Source organism: Luteimonas sp. gir (assembly GCF_037198055.1).
GTDB lineage: Bacteria > Pseudomonadota > Gammaproteobacteria > Xanthomonadales > Xanthomonadaceae > Luteimonas > Luteimonas citri_A.
The window spans coordinates 458914-472986 of sequence record NZ_JBBAXQ010000001.1; the positions used below are offsets into that span (position 1 = coordinate 458914).

General features: G+C 71.8%; 12 protein-coding genes. 10 read left to right on the forward strand and 2 right to left on the reverse strand.

Translation table 11 applies throughout. The annotated features are described in order from the left end of the window. Window positions 1–88 precede the first annotated feature (88 nt). The 8 genes from WAF18_RS02135 (at window position 89) to WAF18_RS02170 (ending at window position 8009) form a co-directional block, all read left to right on the forward strand. Window positions 89–1033, forward strand: a complete 945-nt coding sequence (locus WAF18_RS02135) for an IS481 family transposase (protein WP_337243645.1) — start codon at window positions 89–91, stop codon at window positions 1031–1033. 374 nt (window positions 1034–1407) lie between these two features. Continuing rightward, complete coding sequence (bioB, locus tag WAF18_RS02140; protein WP_337243646.1) at window positions 1408–2481, forward strand: biotin synthase BioB; 1074 nt, start codon at window positions 1408–1410, stop codon at window positions 2479–2481. A gap of 27 nt (window positions 2482–2508) precedes the next feature. After that, a complete protein-coding gene (gene bioF, locus WAF18_RS02145; protein ID WP_337243647.1) occupies window positions 2509–3717 on the forward strand; it encodes an 8-amino-7-oxononanoate synthase in 1209 nt (402 codons plus the stop codon). Beyond that, a complete protein-coding gene (locus WAF18_RS02150; protein ID WP_337243648.1) occupies window positions 3714–4718 on the forward strand; it encodes a multidrug resistance efflux transporter family protein in 1005 nt (334 codons plus the stop codon). The genes bioF and WAF18_RS02150 overlap by 4 nt, the downstream gene beginning before the upstream one ends. Window positions 4719–4786: 68 nt before the next feature. Next, a complete protein-coding gene (gene bioH, locus WAF18_RS02155) occupies window positions 4787–5554 on the forward strand; it encodes a pimeloyl-ACP methyl ester esterase BioH (protein ID WP_337243939.1) in 768 nt (255 codons plus the stop codon). A 30-nt stretch (window positions 5555–5584) separates the two neighbouring features. Further along, the gene (bioC, locus tag WAF18_RS02160) at window positions 5585–6484 is read left to right on the forward strand and encodes a malonyl-ACP O-methyltransferase BioC (protein ID WP_337243649.1); all 900 of its coding nucleotides are present in this window, start codon (window positions 5585–5587) and stop codon (window positions 6482–6484) included. Between the two features lie 202 nt (window positions 6485–6686). Continuing rightward, window positions 6687–7319, forward strand: coding sequence for a YitT family protein (locus WAF18_RS02165; protein ID WP_337243940.1), 633 nt, complete (start codon window positions 6687–6689; stop codon window positions 7317–7319). Window positions 7320–7391: 72 nt separating this feature from the next. After that, a complete protein-coding gene (locus WAF18_RS02170; protein ID WP_337243650.1) occupies window positions 7392–8009 on the forward strand; it encodes a hypothetical protein in 618 nt (205 codons plus the stop codon). A gap of 15 nt (window positions 8010–8024) precedes the next feature. Here WAF18_RS02170 and WAF18_RS02175 read toward each other — a convergent pair whose 3' ends face one another. Together WAF18_RS02175 and WAF18_RS02180 are read right to left on the reverse strand one after the other, a co-directional pair. After that, window positions 8025–8648, reverse strand: coding sequence for a YdcF family protein (locus WAF18_RS02175; protein WP_337243651.1), 624 nt, complete (start codon window positions 8646–8648; stop codon window positions 8025–8027). A gap of 16 nt (window positions 8649–8664) precedes the next feature. Beyond that, window positions 8665–9645: a pyridoxal-phosphate dependent enzyme gene (locus tag WAF18_RS02180; protein WP_337243652.1), complete on the reverse strand. Its 981-nt coding sequence runs from the start codon at window positions 9643–9645 to the stop codon at window positions 8665–8667. A 133-nt stretch (window positions 9646–9778) separates the two neighbouring features. Between WAF18_RS02180 and WAF18_RS02185 the strand changes: the two genes are divergently transcribed. Further along, window positions 9779–10426: a hypothetical protein gene (locus WAF18_RS02185; RefSeq protein WP_337243653.1), complete on the forward strand. Its 648-nt coding sequence runs from the start codon at window positions 9779–9781 to the stop codon at window positions 10424–10426. Window positions 10427–10955: 529 nt separating this feature from the next. Further along, the gene (gene mnmG / locus WAF18_RS02190) at window positions 10956–12854 is read left to right on the forward strand and encodes a tRNA uridine-5-carboxymethylaminomethyl(34) synthesis enzyme MnmG (protein WP_337243654.1); all 1899 of its coding nucleotides are present in this window, start codon (window positions 10956–10958) and stop codon (window positions 12852–12854) included. Window positions 12855–14073 lie beyond the last annotated feature (1219 nt).

Below are 14073 nucleotides of genomic sequence, written 5' to 3' on the forward strand. Positions count from 1 at the left end.
CTAGCTGTGATCTCTCAGTAGGTTGTTCATCCGGGGCATCTCTGGAAGATGGGGGGTTACGAAGCCAACCAGCCCCCAGGAGCCCCGGATGAACCTGCATAAACATGCCCGTTTGAGTCCTCGCGGTCGAGCCCTGCTCGTGGATCGGGTCCTCGTTCACGGCCTTCGCGTGGAAGAAGCGGCGCATGCAGCGGGCGTCAGCGTGCGGACCGCCTACAAGTGGCTGAAGCGGTTCCGGGAGGAAGGGCCAGAGGGATTGACCGACCGCACTTCCCGGCCGCATGCCTGTCCCCATGCCACGCCTGCGGCCATCGTGGCCCAGGTGTTGGAACAACGCCGTTCGCGCCAGACCTACCGCCAGATCGCCCAGCAGGTGCCCGTGGCACCGAGCACCATCGCCCGGTTGTTGCGCCGTGCCGGTCTGCATCGGTTGGCCGAGTTGGAGCCGGCTGTGCCGGAGAACCGCTACGAACACGCCCGGCCCGGCCAACTGCTGCATCTGGACATCAAGAAGCTGGGGCGGATCGGCTCGCCGGGCCATCGCGTCACCGGCGACCGGTCGCACCGCCATCGCGGCATCGGCTGGGAATATGTACATCTGGCCATCGACGATCACTCGCGCGTGGCCTTCGGATCCATCGAGCCGGACGAACGCGGCAGCAGCGCCTGCAAGGCGCTGATCCGCACGGTTCGCTATTACCGCACCCTGGGCGTGCGCTTCGAGCGGCTGCTGACCGACAACGGCTCCTGCTACCGGTCCCGCCGCTTCCGCCGCCTGGTCCGCAGGCTCGGCATGCGCCACTCGCGAACGCGGCCGTATACCCCACGCACCAACGGCAAGGCCGAACGTCTGGTCCAGACCAGCCTGCGCGAATGGGCCTACGCGTGCGCCTACGACAACTCCGAGCAGCGAGCCAATGCCTTCACCCACTGGTTGCATTACTACAACTGGCATCGCCCGCATGCCAGCCTCGGTTACAGGCCACCCATCTCCCGCATCCCGCTGAACAACGTACTGGGTTTACACAGCTAGCGGATCAGTCTGGAGGCGTCCGCTGAGGGTTTGGGGCCGATCGCTACTCGTAGCGTGGCCGACGCAGCGTTGTCCTCTGAAGAGGCACGCTGAGAGGGCTGCAGGCTGCAGTGAAGGGTGCCTCGGTCCGGGCGGGAGGTCGCTATGGATCTGAGCCCTCGGGCCTTTCGCGATGGAAGTCCCAACCTTTGGGATGTCTGCTCCCACTCTTTGGGGTGAAAAATCCCGCCCGGAGTGAAACCTACACGAACAGGCGTCGCAGCCAGCGATGGGCACGGCGCTCGTCAACCGGCGGGCCGGGCGTCTGGTTGACAGCCTGTGTCATGCTTTCCAGACTGCCGGCCCTGTCCCGCCGCGACCGTCGGAAAACCACCATGTCCGTTGTCAGCTACGCCCGCGATACCGCCGGCCAGCCCCCCCTGCGTCACGACTGGAGCCGTTCGGAGGTCGAAGCGCTGTTCGCGCTGCCGCTGACCGAGCTGCTGTTCCGCGCCGCCCAGGTGCATCGTGAGCACTTCGATCCGGCCGAGGTCCAGGTCAGCACGCTGCTGTCGGTCAAGACCGGCGGCTGCCCCGAGGACTGCGCCTACTGCCCGCAGGCCCAGCGCTACCACACCGGCGTCGATGCGACGAAGCTGATGGCGACCGAGGCCGTGCTCGAGAAGGCGCGCCAGGCCAAGGCCGCCGGCGCGACCCGCTTTTGCATGGGCGCGGCGTGGCGCTCGCCCAAGGACCGCGACATCCCGAAGGTCGCGGCGATGATCCGCGAGGTCAAGGCGCTGGGCCTGGAGACCTGCGCCACGCTGGGCATGCTCAGCGGCGAGCAGGCGCGCGCGCTCAAGGACGCGGGCCTGGACTACTACAACCACAACATCGACACCGACCCCGAGTACTACGACGCGATCATCCGCACGCGTGATCTGCAGGACCGCTTCGACACCCTCGAACACGTGCGCGAGGCGGGGCTGAAGACCTGCTGCGGCGGCATCGTCGGCATGGGCGAGAGCGGCCGCCAGCGCGCCGGTCTGCTGCGCACGCTGGCCAACCTGCCGGCGCATCCCGATTCGGTGCCGATCAACCGGTTGGTGCAGGTCGAGGGCACGCCGCTGCACGGCACCGAGCAGATCGACCCGTTCGACTTCGTGCGCACGATCGCGGTCGCGCGGATCCTGATGCCGCGCTCGATGGTGCGGCTCTCGGCCGGGCGCCAGGACATGAGCGACGAGCTGCAGGCGATGTGCTTTCTGGCCGGTGCGAACTCGATCTTCTACGGCGAGCAGTTGCTGACCACCGGCAATCCCGACACCGAGCGCGACCTGGCGCTGTTCGCGCGCCTGGGCCTGCGGCCGATGCAGGTGATGGTCGATGCCGCCGATCACGACCACCCGGGCACCGTGCACGCCGACATCATCGAACTGCCGCAGCACCCGGCGAGCTGCGCGGCATGACGCCGACGCGCGCGGACGCGGGCGGCGATGGCGCCTGAGCGGCCCGATCTGCGCGAACGCGCGCGCGCGGCGCGGCTGGCGCGCGACGCCCGCCATGCCCGTCGGCGGCGGCGCACAGTCGCGCGCCGCGACGGCATGCGCTGCGAGGTCGACGGCCGTTGGCTGCTGAACTTCTGCGGCAACGACTACCTCGGCCTGGCCCAGCATCCGGACGTGGCGACGGCGCTGCGCGAGGCGGCGCTCGATGACGGCGTCGGCAGCGGCGGCTCGCACCTGGTCTGTGGTCACCACGCCCGCCATGTTGCGCTCGAACGCGAGCTTGCCGACTGGCTGCAGGTGCCGGCGGCGCTGCTGATGGGCAGTGGGTTTGCGGCCAATCTCGCGGTGCTGCAGGCGCTGCTGGGCGAGGACGATGCCTGCGTGCAGGACCGGCTCAACCACGCCAGCCTGATCGACGCCGCGCGGCTGGCCGGCTGCCGGCTGCGCCGCTATCCGCACGGAGACTCACAGGGCGCGCTGCGCCAGCTGCAGGGCCTGCCGGGCGGCGCGGCGCTGGTCGCCACCGATGGCGTCTTCAGCATGGACGGCGACATCGCCCCACTGCGCGAGTTGGCCGCGGTCGCACAGGCGCAGCAGGCGCTGCTGTATGTCGACGATGCGCACGGCATCGGCGTGTGCGGGCCCGAGGGCCGCGGCAGCGTCGCGCAGGCCGGGCTCGGCGTCGAGGCGGTGCCGCTGCAGCTGCTGACACTGGGCAAGGCGCTCGGCGGCTACGGCGCGGTGGTGGCCGGCGATGCCGACCTCGTCGCGCACCTGGCCGAAACCGCGCGGCCCTATGTCTACACCACCGCACTGCCGCCGGCGCAGGCCGCCGCGACGCTGGCCGCGGTGCGGCTGGCGCGCCACGAACACTGGCGCCGCGAGCGGCTGGGCGCGCTGGTGCAGCGCTTGCGCGAACGCGCCGCGCGCGCGGGGCTGGACCTGATGCCGTCCGACACGCCGATCCAGCCGCTGCGCTGCGGCGACAACGCGACCGCGCTCGCGTTGTCCCGGGCGCTCGATACGGCCGGCTTCTGGGTCGCGGCGATCCGCCCGCCCACCGTGCCCGAGGGCCAGGCGCGGCTGCGCATCACGCTCGCCGCGACCCACGAGGACGCGCAGATCGACGCGCTGGTTGATGCACTCGCCGCCGCGCGCGATGCGCTGGTCCCGACGTCGTCCGCGATCCCGGCATGAGCACGCAACCCCACGACAACCGCCGCGCATTGCTGGCGGTGGCGATCGCACTGGCTTCGGCGCTGTTCTTCACGCTGACCTACGTGCTCAACCGCGCCAGCGCCAGCGGCGGCGGCCATTGGGCGTGGACGGCGTGCCTGCGCTACTTCATCACCCTGCCGCTGCTGCTGCCGTTGATGCCCTGGCAGGGCGGCACCGCGCCGGTGCTGCGTGCGATCGCCGCGCATCCCTGGGCGTGGCTGCGCTGCAGCGCGATCGGCTTCTTGCTGTTCTACTGCATGCTCTCGTTCGCCGCGTCCAGCGGCCCGGCGTGGCTGGTCGCCGGCAGCTTCCAGTTCACCGTGATCGCGGGCATGTTGTGCGCGCCGCTGCTCTACCGCGACGCCCGGCGCCGGGTGCCGCCGGCCGCGCTCGCCGTCGCCGCGGCGATCCTGGTCGGCGTGCTGCTGATGCAGTTCGGCCACGGCGGTGCGGGCCTGGATGCCGCGGGCTGGATCGCGCTGGCCTGCGTGCTGACCGCGGCAATCGCCTATCCACTGGGCAATCGTCTGCTGTTGCTGCACCTGGAGCGCACCGGCGAAGACCTCACCGCGACCCAGCGCGTGTTCGGACTGACGCTGGCCAGCCAGCCGTTGTGGCTGGTCGTGGCGGCGTTCGCCTGGCACCAGGCCGGCGCGCCATCGTTGCCGCAGGTGTGGCTGGCGGCGGGCGTGGCGCTGAGCGCGGGCGTGATCGCGACCATCCTGTTCTTCCAGGCCACCGGCATGGTCCGGCACAACCCGGTCGCGCTCGGCGCGGCCGAGGCGATGCAAGCGGCCGAATTGCTGTTCGCGGCGCTGCTCGGCGCGCTGTTCCTGCACGAGGCCTGGCCGCAGGGCCGGGCACTGCTCGGTGCGCTGGTGGTGACCGGCGGCATCGTCGCGTTCGCGCTGCTGGTGGCGCGCCCGGCGGCGACCAGTCCGCGTCGCACGCGCGCGCTGCGCGGAGACAAGGGCGCATGACCGACGAAGGCACACCGACGATGCACGAGACACCGCTCGCCACCGCGCTGCCCGATGACGGCAGCGGTCTGTATATCGAGGTCTGCGGCGACGGGCCGCCGCTGGTGCTGCTGCACGGCTGGGCGATGCACGGCGGCGTGTTCGCGCCGCTGGTCGCGCGCCTGCGCGCCCATCGCACGGTCTACTGCGTGGACCTGCCGGGTCATGGACGCAGTCGCGAGGCTCCAGTGCCGCTGGCACTCGCGCCGGTGGTCGATGCGCTCGCGTCGCGGCTGCCGCCGGCGCCGTGGCTGGGCTGGTCGCTCGGCGGACTGTTCGCGCTGCAGGCCGCGGCGACTCGCCCGGCGACGGTCACCGCGTTGGCCATGCTGTGCGCGAGTCCGCGCTTCGTACGCGGCGAGGACTGGACGCACGGCATGGCGCCGGAGATCTTCCGTGACTTCGCCCGCGGCCTGCGCGACGACTACCGCGGCACGCTCGACCGCTTCATCGCCCTGGAAGCCTTCGGCTCGGAGGATGCGCGCGGCGAGTTGCGCGCGCTGCGCGCTGAGGTTTTCGCGCGCGGCGAGCCCGCCGCGCATGCGCTGGTCGACGGGCTGCAACTGCTGCGCAGCGTCGACCTGCGCGCGGCGTTGCCCGGACTCGCCGTGCCCAGCCTGTGGCTGGCCGGTCGGCGCGACCGGCTGGTGGACCCGCAGGCGATGCACGCCGCCGCCGCGCAGGCCCTAGGCGCGCAGGCGCACACGATCGCGCATGCCGGCCACGCGCCGTTCCTGACCCATGCCGATGCCGTGGCCGAACACCTGCTCGCCTTCCTGCCCCAGGCCGCGACCTGACGCGCCCCCCGCCACCGAATCGCTGACCCCATGACCGCCATCTTCGATCGCACCCACGTCCGCCGGGCGTTCTCGCGCGCCTCGTCGAGCTACGCCGGCGCCGCCGCCCTGCAGCGGCAGGTCGAGGCGCATCTGCTCGAGTCGCTGGACTATCTCGACGACCGCGTGCCGGGCTGCGTGCTCGATGTCGGCAGCGGCCCGGCGCATGCCGCGCTGGCGATGCGCGCGCGCTGGCCCAAGGCGCGCATCGTTGCAGTCGATCTGGCCTTGCCGATGCTGCAGCAGGCGCCGGTCCGCGCTGGCTGGCGCGACCGCCTCGGGCTGCAACGCCCCGTCGACCGGGTCTGCGCCGACCTGCGTGCGCTGCCGATCGCCGACGACAGCGTCGACGTGCTGTTCTGCAATCTGTCGCTGCAATGGGTCGAGGACCTGGCAGCCGCGTTCGCCGGTTTCCGCCGGGTGCTGCGTCCCGACGGCCTGCTGCTGTGTTCGACCTTCGGCCCGCAGACCCTGATCGAACTGCGCGAGGCCTTCGGCCATGCCGACGAGGTGCCGCACGTCAGCCCGTTCGCATCGATCGCCGAGTTCGGCGATGCGCTGATGCAGGCCGGCTTCCGCAACCCGGTGCTCGACCGCGAGGTCGTCGTCCACCATCACCCCGACATGACCGCGCTGATGCGCGAGCTGCGCGCGGTCGGTGCGACCAATGCGCTGGCCGGTCGCCGCCGTGCGCTGACTGGCCGCGCGCGCTTCGCCGCGGCCGCCGCCCACTACGCGCAGTTCCGTGAACCCGAGGGTCTGCCGGCGAGCTGGGAATGGATCACCGCGATGGCCTGGGCACCGCAGCCGGGCGCGCCGATCCGCGACGGCGGCGAAGAACTGGCGCGGTTCCCGGCCAGCGCGATCCCGGTCCGCCGACGGCGCGACTGACGCCGCGCCGCCGGCTTCCCGGACGTCGGTGCCTCGAAGGCCAATCCACGCAGGATGGTCGAAGCCAGGCCTGTGTCAGGGGCGCATCGCACTGACGGCAACCGCCTGCTCGCGTTATGCTGCGCCGCAACAATCACCGGATCCCCCTGTGCCTGCCGACTCCCGCCCTGGCGCGTTCGAACCCGTGCCCGACGCTGCCGAAGTGGCGGCGGCGGTGGCCGTGGCCGCCCCGGCGCCGCTGCCGCAGCGCCATACCGTCGCCGAGGATGTGCAGGGCCTGATCCTGGCCAGCCTGGTCAGCGCGCTGGGCATGTCGATCCTGGCGACCGGCGGGCTGATGGTCGGCGGCGTGGCCGGCATGGCGCTGCTGGCGCACTACGCCACCGGCGCGCATTTCGGCCTGCTGTTCGTGCTGTTCAACCTGCCGTTCTACTGGATCGCGGTGCGGCGCATGGGCTGGGAGTTCACCCTCAAGACCTTCCTCGCGGTCGGCGTGACCGGCGTCGTCGCCGACCTGATTCCGCGCATGGCGCCGTTCGAATCGATGACGCCGTTGTTCTCGGCGGTGTTCGGTGGTGCGCTGGTCGGCATGGGCATCCTGTCGTTCATCCGCCACCGCGCCAGCCTGGGCGGGGTGGGCATCGTCGTGGTGTGGCTGCAGCGCAGCCGTGGCTGGAGCGCGGGCAAGCTGCAGCTGGGCTTCGACACGGTGCTGATGCTGATCTCGCTGACCGTACTGCCGCCGTCCAAGGTGCTGTACTCGGCGCTCGGCGTGCTGGTGCTCAACCTGGTGCTGCTGTTCAACCACCGGCCCGGGCGCTACATGGGCGCCTGAGCGCGGCGTTCATCCGATGCCGCACGCCAGCGCCTAGACTCGGCGCCTCCTCCTGGCGACGTGGATACCTTGATGCGCTGGCGCCCGACTGTTGTGCTGCTGTTGACCGCGCTCTGGCTGCCGACATTGCCGGCGTCCGCGCAGCAGTACGAGATCGACCTGTCGCAGATCGATGCCGCCGCGGTGCTGTCGACCGGCGGCGATGTGCTGCGCCGCGCCGCGCCCGAGGCCATCGATGGGCTGTTCCAGGCTGTGCTGCACGCCTCGCGCGAACCCGGGGAAGCACGGGCGTTGTGCGATCTGTTCGAGCCCGACGCCGCGCGCGATCTGGCCGCATTCCAGCGCACCGTCGACCGGCTCGGCCCGGCCAGCCGCAATCGCTTCGCCAATGCCTTCACCAACCTCGCGCTGACCGGCCTGCAAGGTCAGCCGCAGGCCTTCGACCCGGCGGCCGCGCAACAGGTGCTGCGCGCGGCCGCGGTGACCGCGACGCTGCTCCACGACGGGTTCATGCTCGGACTCACCTCGACCGGTACCGACGAGGCCAGCCGGGCAGGGCGCTGCCGCGCGTTCCGGCAGATGGTCGACGTGCTCAAGGACCAGCCGCAGCCCCAGCGCGTGCTCGCGACCCGCTGGCTGCTCGCCGAGGGCCTGACCCTGGTCGCCGACGGCCAAGCTCCGGCGCGCTGAGTGCGCCGCGTCGGCTTACGACGCGAGCCGGGCGACGATCGACTCGTAGAGATCGCGGTGGAAGAAGTACACCTCGCGCAGCAGGAACTCGCGCTGGGTGCGGAAGGTGCGGAAACGCGTCGACGGCGTCGGCGAGCCGACCGCATCGATGCCCAGCCGGCGACTCGCGCGCAGTGCGCGCGCCATATGCAGCGGGTCACTGACCACGATGACCCGGTGCAGGTCGTGCTCGCGCATCAGCCGCCGCGCTTCGATCAGGTTCTCGACCGTGGTACGCGAGCGCGACTCGGTGAGGATCGCCGAGGCGGGGATATCGCGGCGCAGCGCGTAACGGCGTGCCACCTGCGCCTCGGAGAAGCGGGCCTTGGCGCCGCCGTAGCCGCCGGTGAAGATCAGCACCGGCGCATGCCCGGCGCGGTAGAGATCCAGGCCATGGTCGATACGCGCCTCGAACACCGGTGAGGGCACCGCGTCGTAGGCGGCCGCGCCCAGCACCACGATCGCATCCGCCGGCCCGGCCTCGTCGCGGCTGCCCACATGCACGATCCAGGCCGCGACGCCGGCCAGCCAGACGACCAGCAGCAGCGCGGCCCACACGCACAGGCGCAGCAGCGGACGGCGTCGACGCCGCTGACTCATGACCGCACCGCGGCGCTCACGACCGCCACGGCAGCCGGTCCGGATCGACGTTGCCGCCGCTGAGCACGATGCCGACGCGACGGCCGGCGAAGCGCGACGGCGCGCCCAGCACCGCCGCCAGCGCGATGGCCGACGAGGGCTCGACCAGTTGCTTGGTGTGCACGGCGATGCGTCGTGCGGCGGCCACCGTATCGGCATCGTCGACCGCCAGCACCTCGACCGGCGTGCCATGCGCGACGCCATGGCGCGAGAGGATCTCGAAGTTCGGCGCGCCCAGCAGCCCGCGCAGGCCGTCGCAGACCGTGTCGGGCACGAGGTCGGGCACACGCGCGCCCTGCTGCAGCGAGCGTAGGGTGTCGTCGGCGCCGCGTGGCTCGGCCAGCACCAGCCGGGTCTGCGGCGCGGCGTGCGCGATCGCCAGCGCAGTGCCGGCCGCCAGCCCGCCGCCGCCGACTGGCACCACCAGATCGTCGAGCGGGCCGGCGGCATGCAGCAGCTCGAGCGCGGCCGTGCCCTGGCCGGCGATCACCTGGTCATTGGCATAGGGGTGGACGAGTGTGGCGCCGGTCTGCGCGCGGACCTGCTCGCAGGTGCGTTCGCGGTCGGCCAGCGTCGCCGCGCAGTGGTGCAACACCGCGCCGTAGCTGGCGATCGCCGCCAGCTTGGTCGCCACCGCGCCTTCGGGCACCACGACATGGCAGGCGATGCCGCGCAGATGCGCGGCCAGCGCGAGCGCCGCGCCGTGATTGCCGGACGAGTGCGTGACCACCCCGCGCGCGGCAGTTTCCGGGTCCAGCGCCAGGACCGCATTGCAGGCGCCGCGGAACTTGAACGCACCCGCGCGCTGCAGATGTTCGGCCTTGAAGTGCAGCGCGCAACCGGCGGCTGCATCGATCACCCGGCTGCGCAACACCGGTGTGAGATGGGCGACCGGCGCGAGCCGGGCCGCCGCGGCGAGCAGGTCGTTGGCGTCGGGCAAGGGCAGGGCGGCATGCATCGCGACAGCGTAGCCGAGCCGCCTTGCGGATTCACGATCGACCATGATCGTAGTGCGAGGTCGGCCGGTGCCCTTAAGGGCCGATTCAATGGACACCGCCGAAGCTGGAGCCCTTATCGAGCGGGGGACCGCCATGATCCGCAAGGGACTGATCTTCGTCGCCTGTCTGACCCTTGCCGGTTGCGCGAGCTACGGCTACCGCGGCGGCAGTGGCGATTACTATTACGGCTCGCCCGGCACCGTGTACCGCAGCTACGGCGCCCCCTATGGCAGTGTCGGCTACGGGCGTTATTCGGGCTGGTATGGCGGCGCGGGCTATGGCGCGCCGTACTACTACAACCGGCCTTACGGCTATGGCTACGGTGGTGGCTACTATCGCCCGCCGCCGGTGATCGTGCGCCCGATCGTCGTGCCCGGTCGTCCGGGATACGGACATGGTCATGGACGGCCCGGCTACCGACCGCCGCATGGCCACGGGCCTGGCCGCCCGGGCTGGGGCGATGGCCGGCCTGGCGTCGGTCGCCCGGATCGGCCCGGCCGCCCCGATTCCGACCGCCCGGGGCGCCCGGGTGGGCACTGGGGCGGCCGCCCCGGGGGCGGTGACGGCCGTCCCGGCCACAACGGTCCGCGTCCAGGCTATCGCCCACCGTCACAGGCCCGCCCGCCGGAGCACCGGCCCCCGAGCCGTCCGCCGCAAAGCCGCCCGCCGAGCAGCGACACCCCGCGCCCGGCCCCGCGCGAGCGCGCCGGCTACCGCCGCCCCGACCAGCGCGTCCCCTGATCCGCCCGAAAACCGGGGTCAGAGTCGCTTTTCGCTCATGCATCGCTGACGACATGGCGCGATGGCTAGGCGAAAACGACTCTGACCCCGGTTTGGGTGGGGCGGCTTTCGTGAACTCCGGCCCATTCTCAGGAAGTCGAGCTGCATTGGGGCTTGCGCCGTCGACATTCCCGGGCGAAGCTTGGCCCCGCCTGACCGATTGCGTCGGTTTACGACGAAAAGGTCATACGACTGTCGATGCCCGGCGGGGGACTCTCGGATCCCCCCTGTTCCGCCCTCCTCCGGGCATCGGCTCTTCACCCTGCCGCCCAAGACGCGTGCTTGGGGTGGCGAGCCAAAAAAAAGGGGCCGGATGTCCCCCGACATCCGGCCCCGTGCTTCCCCGGGACGTACATGGCCGGCCCTGTTCCAATCTCCAGCCGCGCCCCCCTTTCAGACGCTTGCCGTCCCGGGTGCAGCCCGAACGCACGCAGAAATCGTGCCAAGCGCCCACTCGCCGGCGCCCGCCGACCTGCCCGATAATTCGCCGATGCCCAACGACTTCCACAGCTACGACGTCATCGTCGTCGGCGGCGGCCACGCCGGCACCGAAGCGGCGCTCGCGTCCGCACGCGCAGGCGCCCGCACGCTGCTGCTGACCCACAACGTCGAGACGATCGGCGTGATGAGCTGCAACCCGGCGATCGGTGGCATCGGCAAGGGCCACCTGGTGCGCGAGATCGATGCTCTGGGCGGAATCATGGCCCGCGCCGCCGATGCCGCCGGCATCCAGTGGCGGCGGCTCAACGCCTCCAAGGGCCCGGCGGTCCGCGCCACCCGCTGCCAGGCCGACCGTAATCTCTACCGCGCGTTCGTGCGCCGCGCGGTCGAGGCGCAGCCGAATCTGACGATCTTCCAGTCGGCCGTCGACGACCTCGTCATCGAGGGCGATGCGGTCCGCGGCGCGATCACCCAGACCGGCCTGCGCTTCGACGCGCCGGCCGTGGTGCTGACCGCAGGCACATTCCTCGGCGGTCGCATCCATGTCGGCGAAGCGCAGTCGGCGGGCGGCCGGGCGGGCGATCCGCCGGCGACCACGCTCGCCCAGCGCCTGCGCGAGCGCCCGTTCGTCGTCGACCGGCTCAAGACCGGCACGCCGCCGCGGATCGACGGCCGCACGCTCGACTACGCGGCGATGGCGATCCAGCCCGGCGACGATCCGCGTCCGGTGTTCTCGTTCCTCGGCTCGCAGGCCGACCACCCGCGGCAGGTGCCGTGCTGGATCACCCGCACCACCCAGCGCACCCACGAGATCATCCGCGGTGCGCTGCATCGTTCGCCGATGTACTCGGGCCAGATCGAGGGCATCGGCCCGCGCTACTGTCCGTCGATCGAGGACAAGGTGGTGCGCTTCGCCGACAAGGACAGCCACCAGATCTTCGTCGAGCCCGAAGGCCTGGACGTCGCCGAGATCTATCCCAACGGCATCTCGACGTCCTTGCCGTTCGACGTGCAACTGGCGCTGGTGCGCAGCATCGTCGGCTTCGAGCAGGCGCACATCACCCGCGCCGGCTACGCGATCGAGTACGACTTCTTCGACCCGCGCGGGCTACGGGCGTCGCTGGAGACGCGTGCGGTGGCCGGGCTGTTCTTCGCCGGGCAGATCAACGGCACCACCGGCTACGAAGAAGCCGCCGCGCAGGGCCTGATTGCCGGCCTCAACGCCGCGCGCCAAGTACGCGGCCTCGATGCCTGGACCCCGCGCCGCGACCAGGCCTACATCGGCGTGCTGATCGACGACCTGATCACGCACGGCACGAAAGAGCCGTACCGCATGTTCACCAGCCGCGCCGAGTACCGGCTGCAGCTGCGCGAGGACAATGCCGACCTGCGCCTGACCGGCATTGGCCGCGAATTGGGGCTGGTGGACGATGCACGCATGCGTCGCTTCGAGGCCCGACGCGAGGGGATCGAGCGCGAGACCGCCCGTCTGCGCGGGCTGTGGGCCTCGCCGCACAACGCGTTGGGCCGCGCGGTCGTGGAGACGCTGGGCATCGAACTGCGCCGGGAGAGCAACGCGATCGACCTGCTGCGCCGCCCCGGGCTCGATTACCCGGCGCTGATGCGCGTGGACGGCCTCGGCCCGGGCGTGGCGGATGCCGACATCGCCGAGCAGGTCGAGATCGAGGCGACGTACTCGGGCTACCTGGAACGCCAGCGGGTGGAGATCGAGCGCCAGCAGCGCCAAGAGGGGACGGCGATCCCGGATGGCTTCGACTTCGCCGGTGTGCGCGGGCTGTCGGCCGAGATCGTGCAGAAACTCGGCCAGGTGCGGCCACTGACCGTCGGCCAGGCCCAGCGCATTCCCGGCATGACCCCGGCGGCGATCTCGCTGCTGCTGGTGCACCTCGAACGCGCGCGGCGCGGGCGCATGGCCGGCGCGGCGTAACCGCGCGCGCCATTTGCTTCGCAGCGCAGATGGGCCACCTCTTCCGCCACTCATACGGGCCACCTCCTCCGCAGCGCGGGGGAGGTCGACGCCGTAGGCGTCGGGTGGGGGCAGGGCTTGCCGCGAACAGCGCCCCCACCCCAGCCCTCCCCCGCGATGCGGGGGAGGGAGACAAGCGGCGCGACCCGCGCGCGCAGCGCGGACGGGCCACTTCCCTCGCAGCGCGGACGGGCCACCTCCTCCGCAACGCAGCCGGGCTACCTCACCTCCCCCGCTTGCGGGGGCAGGTCGACGCCGCAGGCGTCGGGTGGGGGCTGGGTTTGCCGCGAACAGCGCCCCCACCCCGGCCCTCCCCCGCGATGCGGAGGAGGGAGGCAAGCGCGCGACCCGCGCGCGTAGCGCGGACGGGCCAGTACCTCGCAGCGCAGACGGGCCACCTCCTCCGCAGGGCAGACGGGTCACCTCCTCCGCAACGCGGGGGGGGCGGCGCCCGCAGATGCCGGGTTGGGGACGGCGCTTGGCGCGGGCAAGCGCGCCCTTCCCAACTTTCCACCCGTGAAGGGCGCAACGCCCCGCATGCGGGGGGAAGGAGCAAAAAGCAGGGCCGCGCGCGCGTCACCTCCCCCGCTTGCGGGGGCAGGTCGACGCCGCAGGCGTCGGGTGGGGGCTGGGCTTGCCGCGAACAGCGCCCCCACCCCAGCCCTCCCCCGCGATGCGGGGGAGGGGGACAAGCGCGCGACCCGCGCGCGCAGCGCGGACGGACCACTTCCTTCGCAGCGCAGACGGGCCACCTCCTCCGCAGGGCAGACGGGTCACCTCCTCCGCAACGCGGGGGAGGTCGATGCCGTCAGGCATCGGGTGGGGGGCTGGGCTTGCCGCGAACAGCGCCCCCACCCCAGCCCTCCCCCACGATGCGGGGGAGGGGGATAAGCGGCACAATCCGCGCGTGCAGCGGACGGGCCACCTCCTCCGCAACGCGGGGGTAGGTCGACGCAGCAGGCGTCGGGTGGGGGTTGGGCTTGCCGCGAACAGCGCCCCCACCCCAGCCCTCCCCCGCAATGCGGGGGAGGGAGACAAGCGGCGCGACCCGCGCGCGTAGCGCGGACGGGCTCCCTCCTTCGCAGCGCAGACGGGCCACCTCCTCCGCAACGCGGGGGAGGTCGATGCCGTCAGGCATCGGGTGGGGGCTGGGCTTGCCGCGAACAGCGCCCCCCACCCC

Bases quoted from the DNA above. Each gene is read 5' to 3' on its own strand.
- WAF18_RS02135 (WP_337243645.1), top strand. From the start codon at position 89: ATGAACCTGCATAAACATGCCCGTTTGAGTCCTCGCGGTCGAGCCCTG.
- bioB (WP_337243646.1), top strand. From the start codon at position 1,408: ATGTCCGTTGTCAGCTACGCCCGCGATACCGCCGGCCAGCCCCCCCTG.
- bioF (WP_337243647.1), top strand. From the start codon at position 2,509: ATGGCGCCTGAGCGGCCCGATCTGCGCGAACGCGCGCGCGCGGCGCGG.
- WAF18_RS02150 (WP_337243648.1), top strand. From the start codon at position 3,714: ATGAGCACGCAACCCCACGACAACCGCCGCGCATTGCTGGCGGTGGCG.
- bioC (WP_337243649.1), top strand. From the start codon at position 5,585: ATGACCGCCATCTTCGATCGCACCCACGTCCGCCGGGCGTTCTCGCGC.
- WAF18_RS02170 (WP_337243650.1), top strand. From the start codon at position 7,392: ATGCGCTGGCGCCCGACTGTTGTGCTGCTGTTGACCGCGCTCTGGCTG.
- WAF18_RS02175 (WP_337243651.1), bottom strand. From the start codon at position 8,648: ATGAGTCAGCGGCGTCGACGCCGTCCGCTGCTGCGCCTGTGCGTGTGG.
- WAF18_RS02180 (WP_337243652.1), bottom strand. From the start codon at position 9,645: ATGCATGCCGCCCTGCCCTTGCCCGACGCCAACGACCTGCTCGCCGCG.
- WAF18_RS02185 (WP_337243653.1), top strand. From the start codon at position 9,779: ATGATCCGCAAGGGACTGATCTTCGTCGCCTGTCTGACCCTTGCCGGT.
- mnmG (WP_337243654.1), top strand. From the start codon at position 10,956: ATGCCCAACGACTTCCACAGCTACGACGTCATCGTCGTCGGCGGCGGC.